Origin of the sequence: Bacillus sp. GC_Bacil_1 (genome assembly GCF_026540675.1) — a bacterium.
GTDB lineage: Bacteria > Bacillota > Bacilli > Bacillales > Bacillaceae_G > Bacillus_A > Bacillus_A cereus.
The window spans coordinates 101,664-128,340 of the sequence record NZ_JALNUG010000007.1 but is presented as its reverse complement, the minus strand read 5'-3'; the positions used below and the strand labels follow the sequence as shown (position 1 = coordinate 128,340).

Here is a 26,677-nt window from a genome sequence, read left to right as displayed (position 1 = left end):
ATGGACGAACGTCTCCTTTCAGGGGAATCTGCATATGAAGATGCGGATTTAGAATATTCATTACGGCCACAGACGCTCCGTCAGTATATTGGCCAAGATAAAGCGAAACATAATTTAGAAGTATTTATTGAAGCAGCGAAAATGCGTGAAGAAACGTTAGATCACGTGCTTTTATATGGACCGCCAGGTCTTGGTAAAACGACGCTTGCGAATATTATTGCAAATGAAATGGGCGTTAATGTTAGAACAACTTCAGGTCCCGCGATTGAAAGACCAGGAGATTTAGCTGCTGTATTAACAGCGCTTCAGCCAGGGGATGTATTATTTATTGATGAAATTCATCGTTTGCATAGATCAATTGAAGAAGTATTGTATCCTGCGATGGAAGACTTTTGCCTTGATATCGTAATTGGAAAAGGGCCTTCAGCACGTTCTGTACGCCTAGATTTACCGCCATTTACATTAGTTGGAGCAACGACACGCGCCGGAGCATTATCGGCACCGCTTCGTGACCGCTTCGGTGTACTTTCAAGGTTAGAGTACTACACAGTAGATCAGCTTTCTGCGATTGTTGAACGTACAGCAGAAGTGTTTGAAGTTGAAATCGATTCGTTAGCTGCATTAGAAATTGCAAGACGTGCTCGTGGTACACCTCGTATTGCGAATCGTCTTTTAAGACGTGTACGTGATTTCGCGCAAGTTCGTGGTAACGGAACGGTTACGATGGAAATTACGCAAATGGCATTAGAGCTACTGCAAGTAGATAAATTAGGTCTAGATCATATTGATCATAAATTACTGCTTGGTATTATTGAGAAATTCCGTGGTGGTCCAGTTGGATTAGAAACGGTTTCAGCAACAATTGGAGAAGAATCTCATACGATTGAAGATGTGTATGAGCCGTATTTATTACAAATTGGCTTTTTACAACGAACGCCAAGGGGCCGAATTGTAACGCCGCTTGCGTATGAACATTTCGGAATGGAGATGCCAAAAGTATGATGGAGATGCCCAAAATGCTTATTACAGCGGGAATCTTACTCATCGTTGTTGGATTAGCTTGGAAGTTCATTGGCAGGCTTCCAGGCGATATTTTTGTGAAAAAAGGAAACGTTACCTTTTATTTTCCTATCATTACATGTATTGTGTTAAGTATTGTACTATCTTTTATTATGTATATAATAAATCGATTTAAATAAGAAATAGGTGGATATAGCTATGGATATAAATCTGTTTGATTTTCATTTACCAGAAGAACTTATTGCACAAGTCCCGTTAGAAGATCGTGAAACATCAAGATTAATGGTGTTAGACCGTGAAACAGGTGATATTGAGCATAAACATTTTACGGACATTCTTTCTTACTTACATGAGGGGGATTGCTTAGTTTTAAATGAAACGAAAGTTATGCCTGCTCGTTTGCACGGTGTGAAAGAAGATACAGGCGCGCACATTGAAGTACTTCTTTTAAAACAAGAAGAAGGCGATAAGTGGGAAACGCTTGTAAAGCCAGCGAAACGTGTAAAAGAAGGAACTGTTATCTCTTTTGGCGAAGGGAAATTAAAAGCAACTTGCACAGGAACTGCAGATCAAGGTGGACGTCAGCTTGAATTTTCATATGACGGCATCTTCTATGAAATTTTAGATGAACTTGGGGAAATGCCACTTCCTCCATATATTAAAGAGACGCTAGAAGATCGCGATCGCTATCAAACAGTATATGCGAAAGAAATCGGTTCAGCAGCAGCGCCGACTGCGGGACTTCACTTTACAGAAGAGTTACTTGAGAAGTTAAAGCAAAAAGGTGTTCAGTTGGCATTCATTACACTTCACGTAGGGCTTGGAACATTTAGACCAGTTTCTGCAGACACGATTGAAGAACACCATATGCACGCAGAATATTACCATATGTCTGAAGAGACAGCGGCATTATTAAATCGTGTGAAAGAGAATGGTGGACGTATTATTACTGTAGGTACGACATCAACTCGTACGTTAGAAACAATTGCAACAGATCATGACGGTAAGCTTTGCGCCGCTTCTGGATGGACAGATATTTTCATGTATCCGGGATATGAATTTAAAGCAATTGATGGTTTAATTACAAACTTCCACTTGCCGAAATCAACATTAATCATGCTTGTAAGTGCATTTGCAAATAGAGATAATGTACTTCATGCTTATAATGAAGCAGTAAAAGAAAAATATCGTTTCTTTAGCTTCGGTGATGCAATGTTCGTTGCATCTCACGCTAAAATGAGAAACAAATAAAAGGAGTAAGTTATGACAGCAATTCGTTATGAATTTATTAAGACATGTAAACAAACGGGTGCCCGTTTAGGTCGTGTGCATACACCGCACGGTTCATTTGATACACCAACATTTATGCCAGTTGGTACACTTGCGACAGTTAAGACAATGTCACCGGAAGAATTAAAAGCAATGGATTCTGGCATTATTTTAAGTAATACGTATCATTTATGGCTACGTCCAGGTCATGAAATTATTCGTGAAGCAGGCGGCTTGCATAAATTTATGAACTGGGATCGTGCAATCTTAACAGACTCTGGTGGTTTCCAAGTATTCAGTTTAAGTGACTTCCGTCGTATTGAAGAGGAAGGCGTTCACTTCCGTAATCACTTAAATGGAGATAAATTATTCTTATCACCAGAAAAAGCGATGGAAATCCAAAATGCATTAGGTTCGGATATTATGATGGCATTTGATGAGTGTCCGCCATTCCCGGCTACTTTTGAATATATGAAGAAATCTGTAGAGCGTACGAGCCGCTGGGCAGAACGTTGCTTAAAAGCGCATGAACGTCCGCAAGATCAAGGTTTATTCGGTATTGTACAGGGCGGGGAGTACGAAGAGCTTCGTCGTCAAAGTGCGAAAGACCTTGTTTCAATGGACTTCCCTGGTTACGCTGTAGGTGGTTTATCTGTTGGTGAACCGAAAGATATTATGAACCGTGTACTTGAGTTTACAACACCACTTCTTCCAGATAATAAGCCTCGTTACTTAATGGGTGTAGGTTCTCCTGACTCATTAATCGATGGTGCAATTCGTGGTATTGATATGTTTGACTGTGTACTTCCAACTCGTATCGCTCGAAATGGTACATGTATGACAAGTGAAGGTCGACTCGTTGTAAAAAATGCGAAATTCGCAAGAGACTTCGGTCCGCTTGATCCAAACTGTGATTGCTACACATGTAAAAACTACTCACGTGCGTATATTCGTCACTTAATGAAATGTGATGAAACGTTCGGAATTCGTTTAACGTCTTATCACAACCTTCATTTTCTGTTAAACTTAATGGAGCAGGTGAGACAAGCTATTCGTGAAGACCGTCTTGGCGATTTCCGCGAAGAGTTCTTTGAACAGTATGGCTTTAATAAACCGAATGCTAAAAACTTCTAATACATAATTTAAAAGGAGGAACAAAAGATGAATGCAGGTATGATGAATATCGTTATGATTGTTGCGATGTTTGCGATTTTCTATTTCTTATTAATTCGCCCGCAACAAAAACGTCAAAAAGCAGTTGCTCAAATGCAAAGTGAGTTAGCAAAAGGTGATGCTATCGTAACAATCGGTGGTTTACACGGTACAATCGAATCAGTAGATGAGACGAAAATCGTTATTAAATCTGGTGGTTCACACTTAACTTTCGATCGCAATGCGATTCGTGAAGTTGTGAAAAACTAATGTGGAAGGCCCTGCATGAAATGTGCAGGGCCTTTTTTAGTTACTTTGCTTTGACATATTTACACCGAAAATACCACCGAGTGTACTCGCCCCCATTAATGCTAATTGATAAAGTAATTGTGAGTTCGATAAGGTTTGAGAAAAGCCTAAATAGTTAACTAGAAAGACGAGTATAGTGAATGTGAGCCCTGTTGTGAAACCTACTAGCCAACCTTTTCCTTGAGCCTTTTTGCCGGCAGTAAATCCAGACATAAGCATAGATAAAAGAGCGAGTATAAAAATAGTAACGGTTAATGTCCCTTCATTTATATTTGTAAACTTTAATAAAAGAGCCATAATCATACTAGTAATAGATGCAAGAATTAGTAGTGTAACAATACCGAAGCCAATTGCAGTTGATAATTTTTTCGTTCCATCCATTTATGCATTCCCCCTTTTTAATACAAGCATATTTTCCTTTTGCCCAAGTTAGACTAGTTTCTTTTTTATAGGGGAGTCTATACGTAAAAAAGGAGATGTAGAAATGGAATGGATATCAATAATTGGACGGACAATGCTTTTGTATATCATCATCTTAATTATTTTTCGTCTTATGGGTAAACGTGAGATAGGAGAGCTAAGTGTATTAGATTTAGTCGTATTTATTATGCTTGGAGAAATGGCCGTAGTGGCAATTGAAAATACCGATAAATCACTTTGGCATCAATTAGTTCCGATGACTTTTCTTATGTGCATCCAAATTATTTTGTCAGTCATTTCCCTAAAGTATCAACGCTTTCGGCATTTAATAGAAGGTGAGCCAGCTATTCTTGTAAACGCGGGGAAGATTGATGAAAAGAAGATGAGAAAGCAACGGTATAATATAGATGATTTAATGATGCAATTAAGGGAACAAGGAGTTGGAGATATTCGGGATGTAGAATATGCTATTTTGGAACCGTCTGGGAAGTTATCTGTCTTTCAAAAACAAAAAAATAAACAAGATACATTACAGTTTACGCTTCCTCTTATTATTGATGGAGAAATTCAATCTAGTCATTTACAAATGATTGAGCATACAGATGAATGGCTTATTGAGAAATTAAAAAACTTAGGTTATAACGATGTAACACAAATTTTATACTGTAGTTTTCAAAACGGACAATTTTTTGTTGATGTAAAAGAAAATTAGAGATTTATCCTTTGAAAGAGTAAGAATGATTGGTTTAACTAATAATCAGTGGAGATTACCCCACTGATTAAAGTTTCATCTTATTTCAAAAATGAAAGTTTACGAATGATAGGGAGACGACTTAACTCTTCTTTTCGAATGAGTTTGAAAGTGAAGAGAAGTACGATATAAACAATTGTTGTTAAAGTGATTTCCCATAATGTTTGTATGCCAAGGGAATGAGAGAAAATAATATATTTATGGAGATAAAAACCGAAGGCGCCTGCGATACCGATGGCAAGTCCGCCGAAAATATAGTCTTTTGCGTAAATGGTAAATGTAATCTTTTTTAAAACAGTAGCGTAGTGAAGAAATGTTACTGTTACAATATTTGCAGCGATAGCAAGTGCAACCCCCATCATTTGAAATTCTGGCCTTGATGCTAGTACAAAAATAACGATTAATTTCACGATGGCACCAATAAATGTATTCATCATTGCAGCCCTTGCTAAGTTTAAAGCTTGCAAAACAGAGGTAAGTGGACTTTGGAAATAATGAAATAAAAAGCAAGGCGCAAGAAGTTGAATGAATGCTGTTGCGCTGTCTGATCCATACATAAGAGTTAAAACAGGAGAAGCGAATACGTATAATATAACGACAGACCATCCGCCGGTAATTAATGAAATTCGAAGTGCTTGTTGTAAACGGTGCTCCACTAATTTATGTTGTCTTTTTGCCATTGCTTCACTAATAGAAGGGACGAGCGCTGTAGAAAGAGCGTATGTAATAAAGGCGGGTAGTGATAGAAGCGGGAATGCATAACCGTTTAATATACCGTATTGCTGGGTTGCAACAGAAGCAGCGACACCAGCGATTGCTAAGCTTTGCATAACGACAATAGGTTCAAAAAAATATGAAACGGAGCCGATTAAACGACTTCCTGTAGTTGGAAGGGCAATATCCATCAGAGAATAAAATGTCCCTTTGCTTTCCTTTACAGTAGTGAAAAATCCAGAGCGTATTGATAAATGTTTTTCTCGCTGAAATAACGTGAGTAAAAATAATAAGGATGCAACTTCACCGAGAACAGCTGATAACATAGCGCCTGCTGCAGCGTATTCTATGCCGTAAGGTAAAAATAATTGAATGCATATAGCGATAATGGTAATGCGGACGACTTGTTCTAGAACTTGCGCATAAGCGCTAGGTTTCATGTTTTGTGTCCCTTGAAAGTAACCACGCAAAACAGAAGAAACAGCAATAACCGGGACAACGGGCAAAATGGCCATTAATGGATAGTACGTTCTTTCGTCGGTTAATAATGTTTTTGCTAAAATAGGCGTGAGGAACATAATTCCGATTGTTAAAATGATACTAATAACGGATGTAACAGCTAGTGATACGGTTAATATTTTTTTAACTCTTTGTTTATCGTTTACAGCTTCCGCTTCTGCTACAAACTTTGCGATTGCGACAGGAAGACCAATTTGTGTCAATGTAATTGCTAAAATGAATGTAGGAACGGCCATCATATAAAGACCAACGCCTTCTTCTCCTAAAATACGTGCCATTACTATGCGGTTGATAAAGCCAAGTATTTTTGTAATAAAGCCGGCTATCATTAAAATAAATGCGCCTTTTAAAAAGCTTTGTCTCGTCATGTTCTTCTCCTACCTTCTCAAAATCAATGGAATGATTTACAATAATTTATATGCACGTACGAGACAAGAATGACAAGCATTTAAGAGAGTGAAGTATGATAGTGCTCTTGAAAGTAGTTATTGCTGTCCATTAGAGCGGGATTAAAGCGACTTTTTCGTGCTGAAATAAGAAGGAGATGTTATAAATGTTAGATAGAGAGGCTTTGGTAGAATCATACCGCGGACAGTTACAAGTCGTTTTAGAAAGTAAAGTAGAAGAGTTTCAAATGTTCGGTTACGACCGAGTAACAGATGATGACATTTGGAAGTTTCTCAAAGTGAAAAAGTGGAAGAAGATAGACAGCGATGTTAGATTGTATGAATTAGTTAATGACGTATTAACAGTAAGTACTAATGAATATATGACATATTTAACTGTTGAAGCTTACCAAGCACCGCTTTGGTCATTTGATGAGTACGAAAATAAATAACCGACTGCAATTGGTTTGTTCTTCCTTTTGCAGTATAATGATATGTATTGATAAAGAGGAAATAATTGTGTCTAAGATTATATATAAAGGAGGTAGTGAAGAGGAAAATAAATGATGAAAGTGTAGGGAGTGTAAAAGCTTACCTATACAGCTAGTGATGAGCTAGCAAAAATTATAGAAAGGAAGTCTACTAACTAGGCGTATGCACACGTATAGCAGTGAATCGTAAAAGATTTATTGAAAGTGTTAGTAGCAGAAAGAGGGTACATATGGCAAAGCGTGGTACGAGAATTGCCGCCTTTTTCCTCATCGTCTTATTAATCGGTGGAGTAATTGGTGCGGCAGGAAAAGACATAGCAAAAGGAATTAGTCTAGGACTAGACCTTCGCGGTGGTTTTGAAATTCTGTATGAAGTAAAACCAGCCAAAAAAGGTGATAAAATCGATCGAGACGTACTTGTAAGTACAGTAGGTGCTCTTGAAAATCGTGTCAATGTTCTCGGTGTAAGTGAGCCGAACATTCAAATCGAAGGGCAAGATCGAATTCGTGTACAGCTTGCTGGTGTACAAGATCAGCAAAAAGCACGTGAAATGTTATCAACACAAGCGAAATTAACATTCCGTGATGTGGATGATAACCTTCTTATGGATGGAACGGATTTAAAAGGCGGCGGAGCGAAGCAAACATTTGATGAACAAGGCCGTGCGAGCGTAGGTCTTACACTAAAAAGCGCTGAAAAATTCCGTGAAGTAACTGAAAAAATTTCTAAAATGCCACCACCAACGAATTTAATGGTAATTTGGCTTGATTTTGAAGAAGGAAAAGATTCGTATAAAGCAGAATCTGCAAAACCGAATCCAAAGTTCTTATCAGCAGCAACAGTAAACCAAGTATTTAACCAAGCTGAAGTATCTATCGTAGGTGGAAACTTCACAGTTGAAAGTGCGAAACAACTTTCATCTTTATTAAATGCAGGTGCACTGCCTGTTGATTTAAAAGAAATGTATTCAACATCTGTTGGAGCGAAATTTGGTCAACAAGCATTAGACCAAACAATTTTCGCTAGTGCGATTGGTATCGCTCTTATTTTCTTATTTATGCTTGTGTATTACCGTTTACCAGGACTTGTAGCGGTTATTATGTTAGGTCTATACATTTTTGTTACATTACTTGTCTTTAACTGGATGCATGCGGTTCTGACATTACCAGGTATTGCCGCATTAGTGCTCGGGGTAGGTATCGCAGTTGATGCGAATATTATTACGTACGAGAGACTGAAAGAAGAGCTGAAAATTGGTAAGTCCATGATGTCAGCATTCCGAGCTGGTAACCATCGTTCATTAGCAACAATTTTAGATGCGAACGTTACGACTCTTGCAGCTGCAGGTGTGTTATTTGTATATGGTACAAGCTCAGTACAAGGGTTTGCAACAAGTTTAATCGTAAGTATTTTAGTCGGTTTCATTACGAACGTATTCGGTACTCGTTTCTTACTAGGTTTACTTGTAAAGAGCCGTTACTTCGATAAAAAACCATCATATTTTGGTGTGAAACAAAAGGATATTATTCCGTTAACAAAAGGTGTAGTACATCCACCAACGAAATTTGATCGTATTAACTTCGTGAATATCGGTCATAAATTCCTTATTTTCTCAATTGTAGTTGTAATTGCAGGTGCAATTATCCTGCCAATTTTCAAATTGAATCTTGGTATTGACTTTGCAAGTGGTACACGTATGGACTTGCAATCAAAACAAGCACTTACTGTAGCTGATGTTCATAAAGATTTTAAAGAGTTGAACATTGATGTGAAGGAAGAAAATATTGTACCGACTGGGGATGACAATAAAGGTTTCGCAGTTCGTACATTAGGTGTTTTATCAAAAGATGAAATTGCGAAAACAAAAACATTCTTCCATGATAAATATGGTACGGATCCAAACATAAGTACAGTTTCACCGACAATCGGTAAAGAAATTGCACGAAATGCATTTATCGCTGTACTGATTGCTTCTGCAGTTATCATTTTATACGTAAGTATTCGATTCCGATTTACGTATGCGTTATCTGCAGTACTTGCATTATTACATGACGCATTCGTTATGGTTGTTATGTTTAGTATTTTCCAATTAGAGGTAGACTTAACGTTTATCGCTGCAGTACTAACAATCATCGGTTATTCTATTAATGACTCGATTGTTACATTTGATAGAAACCGTGAATTATACAAACAGAAAAAACGAGTGCGCGATATAAAAGACCTAGAGGAAATTGTAAATGCAAGTATTCGCCAAACGCTTGGTCGTTCGATTAACACCGTATTAACAGTGTTACTCCCAGTAATTGCACTACTTATCTTTGGTAGTGAGTCACTACGTAACTTCTCGTTTGCGTTACTTGTTGGATTAATAGTAGGTACGTACTCTTCTGTTTTCGTTGCCTCTCAAATTTGGTTAATGCTTGAAAACCGTCGTTTGAAAAAGGGGAAAAACAAGAAGAAGGTTGAGAAAGTAGAATCTGAACCGCAAGTATAGAAAAGATGATGCCTTATTATGAGGCATCTCTTTTTTCGTTTGTGGATACAATAAGATAGCAACTTTTTGATGGGAAGAAGATGGAAGAAAGTGGTGGTGTTATCGCTGTTTTTGTTAAAATAAAAAGATAGGTTAAGAAAAGAAGGGATTTTAATTATGGAAAAAGATGAACGTTTTAAACAGGCCGAGTTTGGTGCTATTGTCGGGATCGTTGGTAATATTATATTAGCAATTGTAAAGGCGGTAATTGGTTATATTGGGAACAGTAAAGCACTGCTAGCAGATGCGGTGCATTCTGCATCAGATGTAATTGGTTCGCTAGCTGTACTTTTTGGATTGCGAGCGGCAAAGCAGCCACCTGATGAAGATCATCCGTATGGTCATGGTAAAGCGGAATCGATTTCAGCGATTATTGTTGCGGTATTATTATTTATTGTGGGACTTGAAATCGCGATTTCATCTATAAAAGCTTTTTCGCAAGAACTAGAACCGCCGAAAGGAATTACGATTTTTGCTGTTGTTCTTTCAATCGTCGTGAAAGAAGGAATGTTTCAATATAAATTCCGATTAGGGAAAAGGGTAAATAGTGATGCAATTATTGCAAATGCATATGAGCACCGTTCAGATGTATTTTCTTCAATTGCAGCTTTAATCGGTATTTGTGCAGCTATACTCGGTGGTAAGCTTGGTATAGACTGGCTTGTATATGCTGATCCGATTGCAGGATTAGTTGTTTCGCTTCTTGTTGTAAAAATGGCATGGAGCATTGGAGCGGAAGCAATTCATGCAACGCTTGACCATGTTCTTCATGAGGAGGATGTTATTCCGCTTAGAGAAGCAGTTCTTCAAGTAGATGGTGTGAAAAAAATTGGTTCTTTATATGCACGGGAGCATGGTCATTATGTTATTGTCGATATTAAAGTGTCTGTAGATCCATACATTACTGTAGAAGAAGGACACCGTATTGGAAAACATGTGAAAGAAATACTTATGAAACAAGATAATGTACAAAATGTATTCGTACATATAAATCCGTATTCTCCAAATTAAACATCATTAACATTTTAGTATATAGATATTGCATCGTAGTTTGCATTATATTGTCACCCCTTAATCTGTCTTGTATAATGAACAGGTTAAGGGGTGATTTCGTGTTACAACCGAAGACGCGTTGGAAAGAAAAAGAATATAATGACGAACGAGTGAGTGAATTAGCAAGTAAATTACAGTTATCGCCACTTGTCGTTTCATTATTCCTCGGTAGAGGACTAGATACAGAAGATAAGATTTTAGATTTTTTAAATACAGAAAATCAAGAATTTCATGATCCATTTTTATTAGAAGGAATGGATAGAACGGTAGAACGTGTAAATAAGGCGATTCAAAATGGAGAACAAATATTAATATTTGGTGATTACGATGCAGACGGAGTAAGTAGTACAACTGTGTTATATCTTGCTCTTCAAGAATTAGGTGCAGAAGTAGAATTTTATATTCCAAATCGTTTTACAGAAGGGTATGGGCCGAACGAAGAAGCGTTTCGTTGGGCGCATAGCGCAGGGTTCTCACTGATTATTACTGTCGACACTGGCATCGCAGCAGTACATGAAGCGAATGTAGCGAAAGAGCTTGGAATAGATCTAATTATTACAGATCACCATGAGCCACCGCCAGAATTGCCAGAAGCACTTGCGATTATACATCCGAAATTAGATGGCGGTGTATATCCGTTTCACTATTTAGCTGGTGTAGGTGTTGCGTTTAAAGTTGCACATGCACTATTAGGCCGTGTACCAGAACATTTATTAGAGATTGCAGTAATCGGTACAGTAGCCGATTTAGTGTCACTTCATGGTGAAAATAGGTTGCTAGTGAAACGCGGTTTAAAACATATGCGTATGACGAAAAATATTGGTTTAAAGGCATTGTTTAAAGTTGCTAACGTTTCGCAAAGTGAAATTACAGAAGAGAGTATTGGCTTCTCAATTGCACCGCGTATTAATGCGGTCGGGCGTTTAGAAGATGCAACGCCGGCTGTACACCTTTTATTATCAGATGATCCTGAGGAAGCAAAAGAGTTAGCCGAAGAAATTGATGAGCTGAACAAACTGCGAAAAGATATTGTAAAGCAAATTACAGAAGAGGCTATCGCTGAAGTTGAAAATAACTTCCCGCCAGAAGAAAACAAAGTGTTAGTACTTGCAAAAGAAGGTTGGAATCCGGGTGTAATTGGGATTGTCGCTTCTAAATTAGTTGAACGTTTTTATCGTCCGACTATTGTATTATGCATTGATCCTATAAAAGAAACAGCAAAAGGCTCAGCGCGTAGTATTGCAGGATTTGATTTGTTTGCAAATTTATCAGATTGTAGAGAGTTATTGCCACACTTCGGAGGGCATCCGATGGCAGCGGGAATGACGCTACATATGAATGATGTAGATGAATTACGTCGCCGCTTAAATGAACAAGCAGATGCAATTTTAACAGAAGAAGATTTTATTCCAATTACAGCAGTTGATGTTTTTTGCAAAGTAGAGGATGTAACACTAGCGGCAATTGAAGATATGCAGAAGTTAGCACCATTTGGTGTTGGAAATCCGAAACCACGTATTGCAGTGAAAGATGCAGAGTTAGAAAGTATTCGCGCAATCGGATCAGATGGCTCTCATTTAAAAATGGCTCTTCGTGATGGACAAGCAACACTGGATACAATTGGATTTGGTTTTGGTGCATATGCGAAAGAAATCTCTCCAGTTGCAAAAGTATCTGTAATAGGAGAAGCATCCATCAATGAATGGAATAATTTTAAGAAGCCACAATTAATGGTACAAGATATTGCTGTAGAGGCGTGGCAATTATTTGATTGGCGTAGTATGCGTAATGCAGAAGCAAATTTAGCAGAACTTCCGAAAGAAAAAATAACAATGGTGTATTTTTCTGAAGAGGTATTGAATAAATTTTCTTTAGAGAGCTATAAAGAGAAGCTCATGCATGCTTCAGAAGTAACGCATTTAGATGATCAATATATCGTGTTACTTGATTTGCCAAAAGGAACAGATGAATTAAGTGAGCTATTTAAAGTAGGATTCCCAGCGCGAATTTATACGCTATTTTATCAAGAAAATAACCATCTATTTAGTACAGTTCCTACGAGAGAACACTTTAAATGGTACTATTCTTTCTTAAGCCAAAAAACACCATTTTCTTTAAGACAATATGGAGAACAACTATGTCGCCATAAAGGTTGGTCAAAAGATACAGTAAATTTCATGACACAGGTGTTTTTTGAGTTAGAATTTGTTACAATAAAAGATGGCGTCATTTTTATGGCAGACAAAAAACAAAAGCGTGATTTAATTGAATCGAACACATATCGTGAGAAAATGAACCACTTACAATTAGAAAAAGAATTGGTTTATAGCACATATCAGCAACTATATACATGGTTTGAAACGATTCGTAATCATAAAGAAGTAGAACAGTTAGGGTAAAGGATTTGTATTTACAAACCTTTTAGATCTGAGGAGGATTCAGAAATATGGATTTCAAGCAACATATCGCAATTGTACCGGATTATCCGAAAGAAGGTATTGTGTTTAAAGACATTACACCTTTAATGAATGACGGTAAAGCATACAAAGCAGCAACAGATGCAATCGTTGAGTACGCAAAAGAAAGAGATATCGATGTTGTAGTAGGACCAGAAGCTCGTGGTTTCATTATCGGTTGCCCAGTTTCTTATGCGTTAGAAGTAGGATTTGCGCCAGTTCGTAAATTAGGAAAATTACCACGTGAAGTAATTACAGTTGACTACGGTAAAGAATATGGTAAAGATGTTTTAACAATCCATAAAGATGCAATTAAGCCAGGTCAACGCGTATTAATTACAGATGATCTATTAGCTACAGGTGGAACAATCGAAGCGACAATTAAGTTAGTTGAAGAGCTAGGCGGAGTTGTAGCAGGGATTGCATTCTTAGTAGAGCTTACTTACTTAGATGGTCGTAAAATGTTAGATGGTTACGATGTATTAGTATTAGAAAAATACTAATCACTATATAGGTAAAACTACGGTGATAAAAAGTACCCGTGAATCTCTTGGAGAGGAGCGGGTACTTTTGTATAATTGAACAAAAAATCATGGTGAAATGTCAGTAAAATCTTTTCCTTTTCACAATTCACAATCATTGGGTTATAATGATAGAATATAATTTATTCTATTAAATAAAGATAAAGTCAATTTTCAATAAAAGGTGATTCGATGGCAAATGAGCAGGTACTAACAGCTGAACAGGTACTCGAGAAAGCAAGTCAATATTTAGCGGATGAAGATATTGAGCTAGTGGCACGTGCTTATGAATATGCACGTGATGCGCATAGCGAACAATATAGAAAATCGGGTGAACCGTATATTATTCATCCGATTCAAGTTGCAGGTATTTTAGTTGATTTACACATGGATCCAGCTACGGTATCAGCAGGTTTCTTACATGATGTAGTGGAAGATACAGAGATTACGTTAGAAGATATTGAACGGGAATTTAACAAAGAAATTGCTATGCTTGTTGATGGTGTTACAAAGCTTGGGAAGATTAAATATAAATCTCACGAACAACAACAAGCAGAAAACCATCGCAAAATGTTTATTGCAATGGCTCAAGACATTCGAGTTATTTTAATTAAACTAGCTGATCGTCTTCATAACATGCGTACATTGAAACATTTGCCTCAAGAGAAGCAGCGTCGCATAGCGAATGAAACGTTAGAAATCTTTGCACCTTTAGCACATAGACTCGGAATTAGTACTATTAAATGGGAGCTAGAGGATACGTCACTTCGCTATTTAAATCCCCAACAATATTATCGTATTGTAAATTTAATGAAGCGTAAACGTGCAGAACGTGAAGAATACTTAGACGAAGTAATGACTGGTATTCGTGAGAAATTAAAAGAAGTTGCAATTCAACCTGAGATTTCTGGAAGACCGAAACATATTTACAGTATTTATCGTAAAATGGCACTGCAAAATAAGCAGTTCAATGAAATTTACGATTTATTAGCTGTACGTGTCGTTGTAAATAGTATTAAAGATTGTTATGCGGTGCTTGGAATTATTCATACGTGCTGGAAGCCGATGCCAGGTCGTTTTAAAGATTATATTGCAATGCCAAAAGCAAATCTATATCAATCTCTTCATACGACTGTAATTGGACCAAAAGGTGATCCACTTGAAGTGCAAATTCGTACGAAAGAAATGCACGAAATTGCAGAATTCGGGATCGCGGCACACTGGGCGTACAAAGAAGGAAAAACAGCAGAAACAACAGGTACATTAGAGAAGAAACTCACATGGTTCCGTCAAATACTAGAATGGCAAAATGAAGCTTCTAATGCAGAAGAATTTATGGAGTCATTAAAAATTGATTTATTTTCTGACATGGTATTCGTCTTTACACCGAAAGGCGATGTAATGGAATTACCACTTGGATCGGTTCCGATTGATTTCGCGTATCGTGTCCATTCGGAAATTGGGAATAAAACAATTGGTGCAAAAGTAAACGGTAAAATGGTGACGTTGGATTATAAATTAAAAACAGGCGACATCATTGAAATTTTAACGTCGAAACATTCATATGGCCCAAGTCAAGATTGGGTAAAACTTGCTCAAACATCTCATGCGAAAAATAAAATTCGTCAATTCTTTAAGAAACAACGTAGAGACGAAAATATTGAAAAAGGTCGTGAACTTGTTGAAAAGGAAGTACGTGGTCTAGAGTATGAGATGAAAGAAGTATTAGCGCCTGATAACTTAAAACGCGTCGCTGAGAAATTTAACTTTGCAAATGAAGAAGATATGTTTGCAGCAGTTGGATATAGCGGAATTACAGCTTCGCAAATTGTTACGCGACTAACGGACAAGTTCCGCAAACAACGCGAAGAAGAAGAAATTGTTGAAGTTAAAGAAGTTCGTAAACCGATGAAAATTCGAAAATGGGATTCTGGTGTAAAGGTAAGCGGTGCTGATAATTTATTAATCCGTTTATCGAAATGCTGTAACCCAGTTCCAGGCGATGATATCGTTGGATATATTACGAAAGGCCGAGGTGTATCGATTCACCGCCGTGATTGTGTAAACGTTCATACAGAAGAAGCTGTAGAACGTTTATTAGAAGTAGAGTGGGAAGGTAGCCCTGAAAAAGAAATTGAGTATAACGTTGATATTGAAATTTCGGGTTACGATCGCCGTGGTTTATTAAATGAAGTACTGCAAGCTGTTACAGAGACGAAAACGTATATTTCAGCTGTTTCTGGTAGAAGTGACCGTAATAAAATGGCAACAATTAATATGTCAATCTCGATTCGTAACTTACAACACTTGAAAAAAGTAGTAGAACGCATTAAACGCGTTCCAGAAATTTATGCAGTACGACGCATGATGCATTAATAGGGAGTGTAGAAAGATGAGAGTTGTTTTACAACGATCAAAGAAAGCGTCTGTCACAGTAGACGGTGAGATCGTAGGACAAATTCCGTTCGGTTTAACATTACTAGTTGGCATTACGCATGAAGATACAGAAAAAGATGCAACTTATATTGCGGAAAAAGTTGCAAACTTACGTATTTTTGAAGATGAGAGCGGAAAGATGAATCATTCTGTACTTGATGTAGAAGGACAAGTTCTATCTATTTCGCAATTTACATTATACGGAGATTGTCGCAAGGGAAGACGTCCAAACTTTATGGATGCTGCGAAACCTGACTACGCAGAGCGTTTATACGATTTCTTTAATGAAGAAGTTCGCAAACAAGGATTGCATGTGGAAACAGGGAAGTTCGGAGCAATGATGGACGTTTCTTTAATCAATGATGGTCCGGTGACCTTAATTGTAGAAAGTAAATAGTGTTGATAAAAAAGAGAGGGTTATATAATCCTCTCTTTTTTATACATTGTTGTATGTTTTGTTCATTTATTTGGAATCAATAGCAGTTTCGGTTATGTATAACTCTCTCATCAATATGGAACAATAAAAAGTAAAACATCCATATTGAATGTGAGGGATATACGTATGCGTATGAATGAAAAAGGGCATTCTGTTACAAATGGTGCAAATCAACTGTTTAACGTGAATTTTCATGATTTTATTTCAAAAGAGCAAAATAATACTTCAATGGAGCTTGCTTCCGAGTTTGGGATTTCTCTTCAAGATGTAAAGCGTTTAAAGAAGCAGATTGAACGTTCTTAGAGCACTTGACAATCCTACTTAACAAACGTATAGTAATTTTATATTTACATATGAATATAACCGTTGATAGAGAAGAGTAAATGAGATACACATGGAAAGAGAAGGAATGTCTTAGGCTGAAAACATTTCTGCATGATGACTGATTGAATGACACTCTAGAGGTTTCAACTTGAACGGCATATATGCTTAGTAGGGATGAACGCATATTTAAGCGTTATTAAAAAAGTGGAAGCATACGTGCTTCAATTAGGGTGGCACCACGGGTATAATACTCTCGTCCCTACTGTTTAAACAGTAGAGGCGGGAGTTTTTTTATTTTTATTAAGATTAAAACAATTTGAGGAGGAACTGAATATGTCTATTCAAATCCCACGCGGAACGCAAGATATTCTTCCAGGCACTGTTGAGTTATGGCAGTATATCGAAGGGCAAGCACGCGAAATTTGCCGTCGTTACAATTATAAAGAAATTCGTACACCAATTTTTGAGCACACTGAGCTATTTTTACGCGGTGTTGGTGATACGACAGATATCGTACAAAAAGAAATGTACTCATTCCAAGATCGTGGAGAGCGTAGCTTAACATTACGTCCAGAAGGTACTGCACCTGTTGTACGTTCTTACGTTGAAAATAAAATGTTTGGTGATGCAACACAACCAACGAAATTATACTATATCGGTCAAATGTTCCGTTATGAAAGACCACAAGCAGGTCGCTATCGTCAATTCGTACAATTCGGTATCGAAGCAATCGGCAGTAATGACCCTGCAATTGATGCAGAAGTAATTGCACTTGCTGTTGAATTTTACCGCGGCATGGGCTTAAAAAATATTAAAGTTGTATTAAACAGTTTAGGTGACGCAGCGAGTCGTCAAGCACACCGTGATGCATTAATCGCACACTTTGAGCCACGTATCGGCGAATTCTGCTCTGACTGTCAATCTCGCTTAGAAAAGAACCCACTTCGAATTTTAGACTGTAAGAAGGACCGTAACCATGAATTAATGGCAACAGCTCCATCTATTACAGAATACTTAAACGAAGATTCAGCAGTATACTACGACAAAGTACAAGAACTATTAACGATGATGGATGTTCCATTTGAAAAAGATCCGAACTTAGTGCGTGGTTTAGACTACTATCAACATACTGTTTTTGAAATTATGAGTGAGGCAGAAGGTTTCGGTGCGATCACTACATTAAGCGGTGGTGGCCGTTATAACGGACTTGTACAAGAAATCGGTGGACCAGAAATGCCAGGTATCGGTTTTGCAATGAGTATTGAACGTTTAATTATGGCGCTAAAAGCTGAAAACATTGAATTACCACTTGAACATAGCATTGATTGTTACGTTGTAGCGCTTGGTGAAAAAGCGAAAGACCATGCTGCAAAAGTGGCATTCGATCTTCGTAAAGCTGGATTGTCGGTTGAAAAAGATTATTTAGATCGCAAAATGAAAGCACAATTTAAATCAGCAGATCGTCTAAAGGCGAAATTTGTAGCTGTATTAGGAGAAGATGAGCTAGATAAAGGCATCATTAACTTAAAAGATATGGCAACAGGTGAACAAGAAGAAGTAGCGTTAGATGTATTTGCTTCATACGTAGCAGAGAAATTAATATAGGGGGAACTTACAGTGGCTGAAAGAACACATGCATGTGGAAAAGTAACAGTAGAAGCTGTTGGACAAACAGTTCAATTAAAAGGTTGGGTACAAAAACGCCGTGACTTAGGTGGATTAATCTTTATCGATTTACGTGACCGTACAGGTATCGTACAAGTTGTATTTAACCCAGAAACATCAAAAGAAGCGTTAGAAGTAGCAGAAACAATTCGTAGCGAATACGTATTACACATAGAAGGTACAGTTGTTGAACGTGGTGAAGGCGCAATTAATGACAATATGGCAACTGGTCGTATTGAAGTACAAGCAACAAAAGTAAATGTACTAAATGCAGCGAAAACAACACCAATTATTATTGCTGATGATACAGATGCATCAGAAGATGTGCGTTTAAAATATCGTTATTTAGACTTACGTCGTCCTGTAATGTTCAACACATTCAAAATGCGTCACGACGTAACAAAAACAATTCGTAACTTCTTAGATACAGAAGAGTTCTTAGAAGTAGAAACACCAATTTTAACGAAAAGTACGCCAGAAGGAGCTCGTGACTATTTAGTACCAAGTCGTGTACATGACGGTGAATTCTATGCATTACCACAGTCACCACAGTTATTTAAACAGCTTCTTATGGTCGGCGGATTTGAGCGTTACTATCAAGTAGCACGTTGTTTCCGTGACGAAGATTTACGTGCAGATCGTCAACCAGAATTCACGCAAATCGATATTGAAGCTTCATTCTTAACACAAGATGAGATTTTAGAAATGATGGAGCGTATGATGACGAAAGTTATGAAGGATGCAAAAGGTGTAGAAGTTAGTGCACCATTCCCTCGTATGAAATATGCTGATGCAATGGCTCGCTACGGTTCTGATAAGCCAGATACACGCTTTGAAATGGAACTAACAGACTTATCTGAGTTTGCAGCAGGTTGTGGCTTTAAAGTGTTTACAAGTGCTGTAGAAAGCGGCGGACAAGTAAAAGCAATTAATGCAAAAGGTGCTGCAAGTAAATACTCTCGTAAAGACATCGATGCATTAACTGAATTCGTGAAAGTATACGGTGCAAAAGGTCTAGCTTGGCTTAAAGTTGAAGAAGACGGCTTAAAAGGACCGATTGCGAAATTCTTCGGTGAAGAAGATGCAAACGTGTTAATGAGTACATTAGAAGCTACTGCTGGCGACTTATTACTATTCGTAGCAGATAAGAAGAGCGTTGTTGCAGATAGCTTAGGCGCACTTCGTTTACGTCTAGGTAAAGAGCTTGAGTTAATTGATGAAAGTAAATTTAACTTCCTATGGGTAACTGATTGGCCACTTCTTGAGTACGATGAAGATGCAAATCGTTATTTCGCAGCTCATCACCCATTCACAATGCCATTCCGTGAAGACGTTGAGCTACTAGAAACAGCGCCAGAAAAAGCACGTGCACAAGCATATGACCTTGTATTAAACGGTTATGAGCTTGGTGGTGGATCACTTCGTATTTACGAGCGTGACGTACAAGAAAAAATGTTCAAAGCACTTGGATTCTCACAAGAAGAAGCGCAAGAGCAATTCGGATTCTTATTAGAAGCATTCGAATACGGTACACCACCACACGGCGGAATCGCATTAGGTTTAGATCGTCTTGTTATGTTACTTGCAGGCCGTACGAACCTTCGTGATACAATTGCATTCCCAAAAACAGCAAGCGCAAGCTGCTTATTAACAGAAGCTCCAAGCCCAGTTGCAGAAGCACAGCTTGAAGAGTTAAACTTAAAATTAAGCTTAAAAGAAGAAAAGTAAGAATAGGGTCTAGATGGTTATACTATAACCATCTAGACTTTTTTAATGGATAATTAAAAGAAGAAACAAAATCCCGGTTTACACTATGTTTTCATTATCGAAATATGTATTTTTAGGAATTCTATAACTTTTTCTATACAAATAGTCGGAAAAACGCTAGAATACATGGTAGACCATTTTTGTAATAGGAGTGTAGAGCTGAATGTTACATCAATTTTCACGTAATGAATTAGCCTTCGGTAAAGAAGGACTTGAAATATTAAAAAATAGTACAGTCGGTATTTTAGGAATTGGCGGCGTAGGTTCATTTTCAGCTGAAGCGTTAGCGCGTTCTGGAGTAGGACGTCTCGTATTAGTTGATAAAGACGTTGTAGATATTACAAACGTAAACCGTCAAATTCACGCTTTAGTATCTACTGTAGGACGTTCAAAAGTAGAATTAATGAAAGAGCGTATTGCAGACATTAATCCGGAATGTGAAGTAATTGGATTAGAAATGTTTTATACAGATGAAACATATGAAGAGTTCTTTAAACACGGTTTAGATTTCGTAGTGGATGCATCTGATACGATTACGTTCAAAATCCATTTAATTAAACAATGTTTACGTCGTAAAATTAAAATTATCTCATGTATGGGTGCAGCAAATAAAATGGACCCAACTCGTTTCCGTATTGCGGACATTTCTAAAACACATACAGATCCAATTGCGAAAGTAATTCGTACGAAGCTTCGTAAAGAGGGTATTAAAAAAGGTGTAAAAGTTGTCTTCTCTGACGAAAACCCAATCGTAATTCGTGAAGAAGTACGTAAAGAAATCGTACCAGACGAGAATGCAAAAATTCGTAAAGCGAAATTACCGCCTTCATCAAATGCATTCGTACCATCTGTGGCAGGCTTAATTATGGCAAGTCACGTTGTACGTGAACGTATTAAAAATGTAGAAGTGAAACGTGTAGGGCAAGAATAAAAGAAAAGCATATATCCATTTTGGATATATGCTTTTTTATATGTATTAAAGAAATATGGATATTTGCATCACTACTAGTTCAAATGTAAGTAAGGTTAGTAAGTAATAATCATATTTATCTGATTTATAGGCGGATGTCTTTTTTAGACTGTTAATGGTGAAAAGAGCTAAAGTCAGGACGAGAAGGCCAAGAGTTATTTTGAAGATTATTAATGGAATAGCAACCATCTCCCTTTAAAGGTATATGGTTATAATAACATTTTAGTAAAAATTATCCAATATGTTTTAGAAGTTTCCTTGTATGACAAGGAGGAATGTTATTGTCAATCTTTGTCGTTAAATCGATATCCTTTGTTGAATCGTTGATATATTGCAAGTTGTGATAGATATATTTGAAAAACCGTTAATATAATTTCATTTACCGACATGTATATATATGGTTTTCCGAAAACAAACAAGGATGTCACTTAGTCAAAAAAGTGACATCCTTATTTTTAATTCTCTGCAGAATATATAATATCTAAATTTCCATTTTGATCTGTCTTGAAAATGGGAGCAATCTGTTCTTCTTGTTCTTCGACCGAAACAAGTTTTCGAGCACGATCCATAATTCGAACAAGCATCGCGTAATCTTCTTCGATTGCTTGTTGTTTTTTTGTGAGTACCGCTAATTTCGTTTCAAGTTCATGATTCGTTTTTTGCAGAGAAGTGAGCTGAGCTTGTAATACATCATTTTCAGTTTGCAACTTTGCGAGTGAAGGGTTATTATGCTCCAAGTTTTGCAAAAATGAGATGACATTTTGCATCGTAAGTTCTTGTTTACTTGGCGTAATATCTTCAGAAAACTCAGCATCGATTACGAGTTGTTTCGTTTTCGTGAACTGATTTTTTTCTATTTTAGCTTCAGAGCGCTTTAATTCTTTACGTTGTTTCTTCGCAAGCTGCACAGCATCTTCGTAATTCGGCCTTACTTCAGCATTCCATCTAAAGCCGCAAGCTGCTGAAGTCCGGTTCAACGTATCGCCGACTTCATCAAACGCTTTTATTTGTGTACTTCCGCTGCGAATATGTCGCAAAACAGTTTCTGCTAAAAGGAGATCATCTTCTTTTGTCCATGCATCTTGACGTGTTTTCATAAGCGAAGCCTCCATAATGGTGACGTTTTCGTTTATGTTACCCTTTATTTTTCGTTTTATTCGAAGTTTGTAATCTTTCATAAACAGTAGAAAGTGCTTGCTCAAATTTCCCTGTCGTTTTCGGTTTATAATATTGCTTGTTTTTTATTTTATCAGGTAAGTATTGTTGCCTTACCCAGCCATTTGGATGGTCGTGTGGATATAAATATCCAATGCCTCTTCCGAGTGATTCTGCGCCTTTGTAATGACTATCTTTTAAATGGCTTGGAATGTCACCTGTTTGACCGTTGCGTAAATCGTGTAATGCAGCATCAAGTGCTTTATAAGCTGAATTTGATTTTGGTGATAAGCATAGTTCTATAACGGCATTTGCAAGTGGGATGCGTGCTTCTGGGAATCCAACTCGTTCAGCTGATTCAATTGCAGCTAGTATACGCGGTCCAGCTTGTGGGCTAGCAAGTCCAATATCTTCATAAGCCATAATAAGAAGGCGTCTGCCAATACTTTGTAAATCACCTGCTTCAATAAGGCGTGCTAAATAATGGAGCGCTGCATTTACATCACTTCCGCGCACTGATTTTTGAAATGCTGATAATACGTCATAATGAGCATCGCCGCCTTTGTCGTGAACGAAGCTCTTCTTTTGTAAGCATTCTTCCGCAATCTCGAGTGTGATTTCAGCCGCTTGATCGTCTGTAGTAAAGCTAGATAATACAGCAAGTTCAAGTGCGTTATAAGCGGAACGCATATCACCACCAGAGGCATTTGCAAAATGATGTAGTGCTTCATCTGTTACCGTTACAGCATATTCTCCAAGGCCTTTTTCTTTATCTTCTAAAGCTCTTTTTAACCCAATTAAAATATCATCTTCTGTTAGTGCGTGTAATTCGAAAATTTGACACCTGCTTCGAATAGCCGAGTTTATTGCATGGAATGGATTACTTGTCGTTGCACCAATTAAAGTAAGAAGTCCGCTTTCTAAGTGAGGTAATAGAAAGTCTTGCTTTGCTTTATCTAGACGGTGAACTTCATCTAAAATTAAAACGAGGTGTCGATGCATCTTTGCTTCTTGTACGACAACTTCCATATCTTTTTTATTGTGAGTAACAGCGTTTAATAGACGAAACGGGGTACCGGTACTTCCTGCAATTGCACTGGCAATGGATGTTTTTCCTGTACCTGGAGGACCGTATAAAATCATAGATTGAAAATGATTTGCTTGGACCATTCGCCATAAAATCTTTCCTTCACCAACTAAATGTTGTTGCCCAATAATTTCTTGAATATTAGTAGGGCGCATTCGATGTGCGAGTGGTTGTTTCATTTAGACCGTCTCCCTTAATATATAATCTCGTTCTATCGTATCATTTTTTTCTACGAAATTTGAAATAGGATGCTGTTTTATGGGAAAAATGAAGAATAATATTTTCATTTTTCTTTCAATTGTAATAATTTCCGAGTTTTTCAATGTGATTTTATGTTATCATTTTGATACACAAGTTGAAATTTCTTATAATACTATATTATGCTATAATTTCATAGGATTTTAAATTGTGTTCTTTTTATAAATAAGATATAACCAATAGAAGTGAAAATTTGAAAAGAGGTGCAAAATAGATGAAGATTTCAACAAAAGGCCGCTATGGCTTAACAATTATGATTGATCTTGCAAAAAAGTTTGGTGAAGGTCCAATTTCATTAAAATCAATTGCGCAGGCGCATGACTTATCCGAGCATTACTTAGAGCAATTAATTTCACCACTTCGTAACGCTCGTCTTGTAAAGAGTACGCGCGGGGCATATGGCGGATATGTATTATCTGATCAACCGGCTAACATTACAGCTGGGGATGTAATCCGTGTATTAGAGGGACCGATTAGTGTTGTAGAAATGATAGAAGAAGAAGAGCCAGCACAGCGCCAGTTATGGATGCGTGTTCGTGATGCCGTGCAAGAAGTGTTAGATAGTACAACGTTAGAAGATTTAGTACGTTATGAGGAAGAAAATCACGGGGGCTATATGTTTTACATTTAATTCCTTGTGAAACGATTTGGAAAGAAGGAGATTTAATGGAACGCATTTACTTAGATCATGCTGCGACATCTCCGACTCACCCAGAAGTGGTCGAAAAGATGATTCCATATATGACAGAAATATTCGGGAACCCGTCTAGTATTCACTTTTATGGACGTCAAACTCGTCACACAGTAGATGAGGCGAGACGAGTGTGTGCACGCAGCATTCATGCGAATCCGAATGAAATTATATTTACGAGCGGTGGTACAGAAGCTGATAATTTATCGCTTATAGGTGTAGCACGTGCGAACCGTCATAAAGGTAACCACATAATAACGACGCAAATTGAACATCATGCGATTTTGCATACGTGCGAATTGTTAGAGCGTGAAGGGTTTGAAGTGACATATTTACCTGTCGATGAAACAGGACGCATTCAAGTTTCTGACATACAAAAGGCATTAACAGAAGAGACGATTCTTGTATCTATTATGTTTGGGAATAATGAAGTAGGGACAATGCAACCAATTGTGGAAATAGGAAAGCTGCTAAAAGAGCATCAAGCTTATTTCCATACAGATGCGGTACAAGCTTACGGTTTAGTAGAAATTAATGTGAAAGAGTTTGGTATTGATTTATTATCAATTTCAGCTCATAAAATTAATGGGCCAAAAGGTGTAGGGTTCTTATTCGCTGGTGCAAATGTGAAATTTGAGCCGTTATTAATAGGCGGAGAGCAAGAAAGAAAACGCCGTGCTGGTACGGAAAATGTGCCTAGTATTGCTGGGCTTCAGCATGCAATTCTTATAGCTGAAAAAACTCGTGAGCAAAAAAATGCCCAATATGAAGAGTTTAAAGATATAATGGTATCTGTCTTCAAAAATGAAGGCATTACTTTCGAGGTAAACGGAAACTTAGAACATCGCTTACCGCATGTACTTAATGTAAGTTTTACAGGAATGAACATTGAACCGTTTCTTGTGAACTTAGACCTAGCTGGCATTGCAGTATCAAGTGGTTCTGCTTGTACAGCTGGTTCGATTGATCCATCACATGTATTAGTAGCGATGTTTGGAAAAGACTCCGATCAAATACGTTCATCCGTACGCTTTAGTTTTGGGCTTGGAAATACGAAAGAGCAAATTGAAAAAGCGGCGTACGAAACAGTGAAAATCGTGAAGCGATTAACACAAAATTAGCATGGGAGGTGACATGATGAACAAACTACCTCACGAAACACGCGTTGTCATCGGAATGTCCGGTGGCGTCGATTCATCTGTAGCAGCACTTTTATTAAAAGAGCAAGGTTATGATGTAATCGGAATTTTTATGAAAAACTGGGATGATACAGATGAGAATGGTGTCTGCACAGCAACAGAAGATTACAATGATGTAATTGAAGTGTGTAACCAAATTGGTATTCCGTATTATGCAGTAAACTTTGAAAAACAATACTGGGATAAAGTATTTACGTACTTCTTAGATGAGTACCGAGCTGGTCGTACACCAAACCCAGATGTAATGTGTAATAAAGAAATTAAATTTAAAGCATTTTTAGAGCATGCAATTGCGCTTGGTGCCGATTATGTAGCAACAGGTCATTATGCACGCGTTGCTTATATGGACGGCGAATATAAAATGCTTCGCGGCGTTGATGACAATAAAGATCAAACATACTTCTTAAATCAATTAAGCCAAGAGCAATTATCAAAAACAATGTTCCCGTTAGGTGAACTGAAGAAACCACAAATTCGTGAAATGGCGAAAGAAGCTGGCTTAGCGACAGCGGCGAAAAAAGATAGTACAGGTATTTGCTTCATTGGTGAGCGTAACTTTAAAGATTTCTTAAGTAACTACTTACCAGCACAACCAGGTGTAATGCAAACATTATCTGGTGAAGTGAAAGGGAAGCATGACGGTTTAATGTATTATACAATTGGACAACGTCATGGTCTTGGAATTGGTGGTAATGGTGATCCATGGTTTGCTGTTGGAAAAAATCTAAAAGAAAACATTTTATATGTTGATCAAGGATTCCATAACGAACTTCTATATGGTGATGAAGTTATTGCTACGAATGTAGGATGGGTAAGTAACAAAGAAAAAGAAACAGAATTTAAGTGCACGGCGAAATTCCGTTATCGTCAAGAAGACAATAAAGTAACGGTTCAAATCGTTGATGAAAATACAGTTCGTATTCTTTGTGATGAGCCAATTCGTGCAATTACACCAGGACAAGCAGTCGTTTTCTATGATGGAGATGAGTGCTTAGGCGGTGCTACAATTGATGAAGTATACCGTAGTGGTAAGAAATTGGATTATTTAGGATAAATGAGAAGCCTCTGCCGATTAGCGGTTAGAGGTTTCTTTT

At 37.5% G+C, this 26,677-nt stretch carries 24 protein-coding genes and 1 other annotated feature; of the genes, 20 read left to right on the top strand and 4 right to left on the bottom strand.

Features of this window, described 5'->3' with window-relative positions; translation table 11 throughout:
- The 5 genes from ruvB to yajC are packed head-to-tail and all read left to right on the top strand — an operon-like array spanning position 1 to position 3,711.
- Positions 1–1,002 (top strand): Holliday junction branch migration DNA helicase RuvB, encoded by a 1,002-nt coding sequence (gene ruvB / locus OXT04_RS13135; RefSeq protein WP_000344450.1) that lies wholly within the window; start codon positions 1–3, stop codon positions 1,000–1,002.
- A complete protein-coding gene (locus tag OXT04_RS13130) occupies positions 999–1,199 on the top strand; it encodes a DUF2905 domain-containing protein (protein ID WP_000970410.1) in 201 nt (66 codons plus the stop codon). Before ruvB ends, OXT04_RS13130 begins: the two co-directional genes overlap by 4 nt.
- 19 nt (positions 1,200–1,218) lie before the next feature.
- On the top strand, positions 1,219–2,271 hold the full coding sequence (gene queA, locus OXT04_RS13125) for a tRNA preQ1(34) S-adenosylmethionine ribosyltransferase-isomerase QueA (RefSeq protein ID WP_000354014.1): 1,053 nt from the start codon (positions 1,219–1,221) through the stop codon (positions 2,269–2,271).
- 12 nt (positions 2,272–2,283) lie between these two features.
- Entirely contained in the window at positions 2,284–3,423 is a 1,140-nt protein-coding gene (tgt, locus tag OXT04_RS13120) for a tRNA guanosine(34) transglycosylase Tgt (protein WP_000125365.1), read from the top strand.
- A 27-nt stretch (positions 3,424–3,450) separates the two neighbouring features.
- Positions 3,451–3,711: a preprotein translocase subunit YajC gene (gene yajC / locus OXT04_RS13115; RefSeq protein WP_000991115.1), complete on the top strand. Its 261-nt coding sequence runs from the start codon at positions 3,451–3,453 to the stop codon at positions 3,709–3,711.
- 36 nt (positions 3,712–3,747) lie between these two features.
- On the opposite strand, the gene OXT04_RS13110 is transcribed toward yajC, so the two are convergent.
- Entirely contained in the window at positions 3,748–4,131 is a 384-nt protein-coding gene (locus OXT04_RS13110; RefSeq protein WP_000349148.1) for a TIGR04086 family membrane protein, read from the bottom strand.
- A gap of 103 nt (positions 4,132–4,234) precedes the next feature.
- On the opposite strand from OXT04_RS13110, the gene OXT04_RS13105 reads away from it, so the two are divergent.
- Positions 4,235–4,882 (top strand): DUF421 domain-containing protein, encoded by a 648-nt coding sequence (locus tag OXT04_RS13105; RefSeq protein ID WP_000454821.1) that lies wholly within the window; start codon positions 4,235–4,237, stop codon positions 4,880–4,882.
- 80 nt (positions 4,883–4,962) lie between these two features.
- Here OXT04_RS13105 and spoVB read toward each other — a convergent pair whose 3' ends face one another.
- Positions 4,963–6,522, bottom strand: coding sequence for a stage V sporulation protein B (gene spoVB, locus OXT04_RS13100; protein ID WP_098235743.1), 1,560 nt, complete (start codon positions 6,520–6,522; stop codon positions 4,963–4,965).
- A 185-nt stretch (positions 6,523–6,707) separates the two neighbouring features.
- Between spoVB and OXT04_RS13095 the strand changes: the two genes are divergently transcribed.
- The 11 genes from OXT04_RS13095 (at position 6,708) to OXT04_RS13045 (ending at position 21,154) form a co-directional block, all read left to right on the top strand.
- Positions 6,708–6,992 (top strand): post-transcriptional regulator, encoded by a 285-nt coding sequence (locus OXT04_RS13095; RefSeq protein ID WP_000886979.1) that lies wholly within the window; start codon positions 6,708–6,710, stop codon positions 6,990–6,992.
- A gap of 269 nt (positions 6,993–7,261) precedes the next feature.
- Positions 7,262–9,526, top strand: a complete 2,265-nt coding sequence (secDF, locus tag OXT04_RS13090) for a protein translocase subunit SecDF (protein WP_097821491.1) — start codon at positions 7,262–7,264, stop codon at positions 9,524–9,526.
- 156 nt (positions 9,527–9,682) lie between these two features.
- Positions 9,683–10,576 (top strand): cation diffusion facilitator family transporter, encoded by an 894-nt coding sequence (locus OXT04_RS13085; protein WP_000409746.1) that lies wholly within the window; start codon positions 9,683–9,685, stop codon positions 10,574–10,576.
- A 101-nt stretch (positions 10,577–10,677) separates the two neighbouring features.
- On the top strand, positions 10,678–13,017 hold the full coding sequence (gene recJ / locus OXT04_RS13080) for a single-stranded-DNA-specific exonuclease RecJ (protein WP_000941225.1): 2,340 nt from the start codon (positions 10,678–10,680) through the stop codon (positions 13,015–13,017).
- Between the two features lie 47 nt (positions 13,018–13,064).
- Entirely contained in the window at positions 13,065–13,577 is a 513-nt protein-coding gene (locus tag OXT04_RS13075) for an adenine phosphoribosyltransferase (protein ID WP_000346215.1), read from the top strand.
- Between the two features lie 210 nt (positions 13,578–13,787).
- Positions 13,788–15,971: a GTP diphosphokinase gene (relA, locus tag OXT04_RS13070; RefSeq protein ID WP_001262795.1), complete on the top strand. Its 2,184-nt coding sequence runs from the start codon at positions 13,788–13,790 to the stop codon at positions 15,969–15,971.
- Between the two features lie 16 nt (positions 15,972–15,987).
- Complete coding sequence (locus OXT04_RS13065; protein WP_098250903.1) at positions 15,988–16,428, top strand: D-tyrosyl-tRNA(Tyr) deacylase; 441 nt, start codon at positions 15,988–15,990, stop codon at positions 16,426–16,428.
- A 165-nt stretch (positions 16,429–16,593) separates the two neighbouring features.
- Entirely contained in the window at positions 16,594–16,770 is a 177-nt protein-coding gene (locus OXT04_RS13060; protein ID WP_001242605.1) for a hypothetical protein, read from the top strand.
- 54 nt (positions 16,771–16,824) lie between these two features.
- Positions 16,825–17,055 (top strand) — a binding site (T-box leader).
- A 69-nt stretch (positions 17,056–17,124) separates the two neighbouring features.
- Complete coding sequence (gene hisS / locus OXT04_RS13055) at positions 17,125–18,396, top strand: histidine--tRNA ligase (RefSeq protein WP_000027079.1); 1,272 nt, start codon at positions 17,125–17,127, stop codon at positions 18,394–18,396.
- 12 nt (positions 18,397–18,408) lie between these two features.
- A complete protein-coding gene (gene aspS / locus OXT04_RS13050; RefSeq protein WP_090977013.1) occupies positions 18,409–20,184 on the top strand; it encodes an aspartate--tRNA ligase in 1,776 nt (591 codons plus the stop codon).
- 202 nt (positions 20,185–20,386) lie between these two features.
- Positions 20,387–21,154 carry a tRNA threonylcarbamoyladenosine dehydratase gene (locus OXT04_RS13045; RefSeq protein WP_000903182.1) on the top strand — a complete coding sequence of 256 codons (768 nt, stop codon included), beginning with the start codon at positions 20,387–20,389 and terminating at the stop codon, positions 21,152–21,154.
- Positions 21,155–21,648: 494 nt separating this feature from the next.
- Here OXT04_RS13045 and OXT04_RS13040 read toward each other — a convergent pair whose 3' ends face one another.
- Positions 21,649–22,290, bottom strand: a complete 642-nt coding sequence (locus OXT04_RS13040) for an RsfA family transcriptional regulator (RefSeq protein WP_000857722.1) — start codon at positions 22,288–22,290, stop codon at positions 21,649–21,651.
- 37 nt (positions 22,291–22,327) lie between these two features.
- Positions 22,328–23,614, bottom strand: a complete 1,287-nt coding sequence (locus OXT04_RS13035) for a replication-associated recombination protein A (protein ID WP_098533077.1) — start codon at positions 23,612–23,614, stop codon at positions 22,328–22,330.
- Positions 23,615–23,907: 293 nt separating this feature from the next.
- On the opposite strand from OXT04_RS13035, the gene cymR reads away from it, so the two are divergent.
- The 3 genes from cymR to mnmA are packed head-to-tail and all read left to right on the top strand — an operon-like array spanning position 23,908 to position 26,637.
- Complete coding sequence (gene cymR / locus OXT04_RS13030; RefSeq protein ID WP_000704116.1) at positions 23,908–24,324, top strand: cysteine metabolism transcriptional regulator CymR; 417 nt, start codon at positions 23,908–23,910, stop codon at positions 24,322–24,324.
- A 35-nt stretch (positions 24,325–24,359) separates the two neighbouring features.
- Positions 24,360–25,505, top strand: coding sequence for a cysteine desulfurase family protein (locus tag OXT04_RS13025; RefSeq protein WP_267415184.1), 1,146 nt, complete (start codon positions 24,360–24,362; stop codon positions 25,503–25,505).
- Positions 25,506–25,521: 16 nt separating this feature from the next.
- Positions 25,522–26,637, top strand: a complete 1,116-nt coding sequence (gene mnmA, locus OXT04_RS13020; protein WP_001038010.1) for a tRNA 2-thiouridine(34) synthase MnmA — start codon at positions 25,522–25,524, stop codon at positions 26,635–26,637.
- Positions 26,638–26,677 lie beyond the last annotated feature (40 nt).

What these genes read in the sequence shown, in the direction of transcription:
- cymR (WP_000704116.1), top strand. Translation starts at nt 23,908, where the DNA reads ATGAAGATTTCAACAAAAGGCCGCTATGGCTTAACAATTATGATTGAT.
- secDF (WP_097821491.1), top strand. Translation starts at nt 7,262, where the DNA reads ATGGCAAAGCGTGGTACGAGAATTGCCGCCTTTTTCCTCATCGTCTTA.
- mnmA (WP_001038010.1), top strand. Translation starts at nt 25,522, where the DNA reads ATGAACAAACTACCTCACGAAACACGCGTTGTCATCGGAATGTCCGGT.
- OXT04_RS13075 (WP_000346215.1), top strand. Translation starts at nt 13,065, where the DNA reads ATGGATTTCAAGCAACATATCGCAATTGTACCGGATTATCCGAAAGAA.
- ruvB (WP_000344450.1), top strand. Translation starts at nt 1, where the DNA reads ATGGACGAACGTCTCCTTTCAGGGGAATCTGCATATGAAGATGCGGAT.
- OXT04_RS13025 (WP_267415184.1), top strand. Translation starts at nt 24,360, where the DNA reads ATGGAACGCATTTACTTAGATCATGCTGCGACATCTCCGACTCACCCA.
- OXT04_RS13060 (WP_001242605.1), top strand. Translation starts at nt 16,594, where the DNA reads ATGCGTATGAATGAAAAAGGGCATTCTGTTACAAATGGTGCAAATCAA.
- OXT04_RS13045 (WP_000903182.1), top strand. Translation starts at nt 20,387, where the DNA reads ATGTTACATCAATTTTCACGTAATGAATTAGCCTTCGGTAAAGAAGGA.
- spoVB (WP_098235743.1), bottom strand. Translation starts at nt 6,522, where the DNA reads ATGACGAGACAAAGCTTTTTAAAAGGCGCATTTATTTTAATGATAGCC.
- relA (WP_001262795.1), top strand. Translation starts at nt 13,788, where the DNA reads ATGGCAAATGAGCAGGTACTAACAGCTGAACAGGTACTCGAGAAAGCA.
- OXT04_RS13105 (WP_000454821.1), top strand. Translation starts at nt 4,235, where the DNA reads ATGGAATGGATATCAATAATTGGACGGACAATGCTTTTGTATATCATC.
- OXT04_RS13095 (WP_000886979.1), top strand. Translation starts at nt 6,708, where the DNA reads ATGTTAGATAGAGAGGCTTTGGTAGAATCATACCGCGGACAGTTACAA.
- OXT04_RS13085 (WP_000409746.1), top strand. Translation starts at nt 9,683, where the DNA reads ATGGAAAAAGATGAACGTTTTAAACAGGCCGAGTTTGGTGCTATTGTC.
- OXT04_RS13065 (WP_098250903.1), top strand. Translation starts at nt 15,988, where the DNA reads ATGAGAGTTGTTTTACAACGATCAAAGAAAGCGTCTGTCACAGTAGAC.
- tgt (WP_000125365.1), top strand. Translation starts at nt 2,284, where the DNA reads ATGACAGCAATTCGTTATGAATTTATTAAGACATGTAAACAAACGGGT.
- OXT04_RS13040 (WP_000857722.1), bottom strand. Translation starts at nt 22,290, where the DNA reads ATGAAAACACGTCAAGATGCATGGACAAAAGAAGATGATCTCCTTTTA.
- OXT04_RS13130 (WP_000970410.1), top strand. Translation starts at nt 999, where the DNA reads ATGATGGAGATGCCCAAAATGCTTATTACAGCGGGAATCTTACTCATC.
- hisS (WP_000027079.1), top strand. Translation starts at nt 17,125, where the DNA reads ATGTCTATTCAAATCCCACGCGGAACGCAAGATATTCTTCCAGGCACT.
- yajC (WP_000991115.1), top strand. Translation starts at nt 3,451, where the DNA reads ATGAATGCAGGTATGATGAATATCGTTATGATTGTTGCGATGTTTGCG.
- queA (WP_000354014.1), top strand. Translation starts at nt 1,219, where the DNA reads ATGGATATAAATCTGTTTGATTTTCATTTACCAGAAGAACTTATTGCA.
- OXT04_RS13035 (WP_098533077.1), bottom strand. Translation starts at nt 23,614, where the DNA reads ATGAAACAACCACTCGCACATCGAATGCGCCCTACTAATATTCAAGAA.
- OXT04_RS13110 (WP_000349148.1), bottom strand. Translation starts at nt 4,131, where the DNA reads ATGGATGGAACGAAAAAATTATCAACTGCAATTGGCTTCGGTATTGTT.